The sequence below is a fragment of the Parvibaculum sp. genome, from assembly GCF_040882025.1.
Classification (GTDB): domain Bacteria; phylum Pseudomonadota; class Alphaproteobacteria; order Parvibaculales; family Parvibaculaceae; genus Parvibaculum.
The window spans coordinates 1-1,448 of sequence record NZ_JBBECC010000012.1 but is presented as its reverse complement, the minus strand read 5'-3'; the positions used below and the strand labels follow the sequence as shown (position 1 = coordinate 1,448).

The 1,448-nt window shown below is 65.2% G+C and carries 3 protein-coding genes; 1 reads left to right on the top strand and 2 read right to left on the bottom strand.

Translation table 11 applies throughout. From position 1 onward, the window contains the following. On the top strand, nucleotides 1–369 hold a 369-nt coding region (locus tag WEB61_RS01045; RefSeq protein ID WP_368062473.1), incomplete at its 5' end, for an ATP-binding cassette domain-containing protein. Nucleotides 370–373: 4 nt separating this feature from the next. On the opposite strand, the gene WEB61_RS01040 is transcribed toward WEB61_RS01045, so the two are convergent. Both WEB61_RS01040 and WEB61_RS01035 read right to left on the bottom strand, forming a co-directional pair. Further along, the gene (locus WEB61_RS01040; RefSeq protein WP_368062472.1) at nucleotides 374–1,243 is read right to left on the bottom strand and encodes an NlpC/P60 family protein; all 870 of its coding nucleotides are present in this window, start codon (nucleotides 1,241–1,243) and stop codon (nucleotides 374–376) included. Further along, on the bottom strand, nucleotides 1,240–1,448 hold a 209-nt coding region (locus WEB61_RS01035; RefSeq protein ID WP_368062471.1), incomplete at its 5' end, for a MarR family transcriptional regulator. The genes WEB61_RS01035 and WEB61_RS01040, both read right to left, overlap by 4 nt.

The following is a 1,448-nucleotide window of genomic DNA, read 5'->3' as shown; positions in this document are numbered from 1 at the left end:
CGCTATCCGCATGAGTTCTCCGGCGGGCAGCGCCAGCGCATCGCGATCGCGCGGGCCATGGCACTGAAGCCGCGTTTCGTGATGCTGGACGAGCCGACGAGCGCACTCGACATGTCGGTTCAGGCGCAGATCGTGGAACTTCTGCGCGAGCTGCAGCGACACAACAATCTGGCCTATCTTTTCATCAGCCACGATCTGAAGGTGGTGCGGGCGCTTGCCGACGACATCATCGTGATGCGGGATGGCAAGGTGGTGGAAGCCGGCAGCGCCGACGAGGTGTTCGACGCGCCGAAGACCGACTACACCAAAGCGCTGATGGCCGCGGCCTTCGAGCTCGCGGCAGCGCCGAAGGGCGTCGTTTCGGAATAGTGGATCAGCGGTTCGGAAAACGCTTGATGCTGGTGACGTGACCGGCATCCGAACGGGCGATGCGCGACATCGCAACGTCGAGCCGCTCGACCGCGACCATCATGTGGAAGGCGTTGGCGTGGATCATGCGTTCGGCATCGACCATGATGGCGACGTGACCCTTCCAGAAGACAAGATCGCCACGCTTCAGTTTCGTGAAGTCGATGGGCTCGGGCAGCGCTTCGCCCAGCGTCGCTTCCTGCATATCGGTGTCCCTGAGGGACGAAATGCCGGCGCGTTCGAGTGCGGCCTGCACGAGGCCCGAACAGTCGAGGCCGGTGCTGTCGCGGCCGCCCCAGAGATAGGGCACACCCAGAAACTCCTCGGCGACGGCGACAAAGTCGCGCACATGGGCGCCGATGGCGGCAAGATGCGCAGTGAAGACCCAGCCTCCCCGATCGATCTCGCTGAAACTGCCCCGCGCGCCGGCGACGCGCAGCTTGGCGTTCATCGGCAGGGGCGCTACCGGTCGCGTTTTGAGATCGGGTTTTGGATAGACGAAGGTTCGCAGTGCGGCCACCGCATGTGTCGGCACCGACGGACGGACCGCCAGGTCCTTCGTCTCGACATATCCCACATAATCGTCGAGTACCGCCTGTCCCCAGGCCCAGCCGCCCTTCTCCTCATAGACGCGGAAGACTTCGCCGAAGAGCAACTGCGTGTCCATCGGCGCATTCGCCTCGGGCCGGCGCAGCAACGGCAGCGAGGGCGCAACGACCTGACGATCCGTCCCTTCGGAAAAGCGGGTGGCGCTGACCTCGCCGCGCAGATGCGCCGCGGCCAGATCGTCCCGGTAGGGGTTAAGGCGGCGATCGGGTCCGCGCGCGCGGTTCATGCCTCGACGCCTCGCGAGGAGGCAACGATGAGGTCGGCGAAGTCATGCACGAAGGCCGAGCCCTTGACCGTCCGCTGCACCAACACGTTGCGGCGATCGGCTTCATCCCGGGCGCGTTTGAGCAGGTCGAGTCCGCCAAGCGTATCGAGAGCCCGCGTGATGGCGGGTTTCGAGACATCAAGCGCCGCGGCAAGGCCGCGAACCG

Bases quoted from the DNA above. Each gene is read 5' to 3' on its own strand.
- WEB61_RS01040 (WP_368062472.1), bottom strand. From the start codon at position 1,243: ATGAACCGCGCGCGCGGACCCGATCGCCGCCTTAACCCCTACCGGGAC.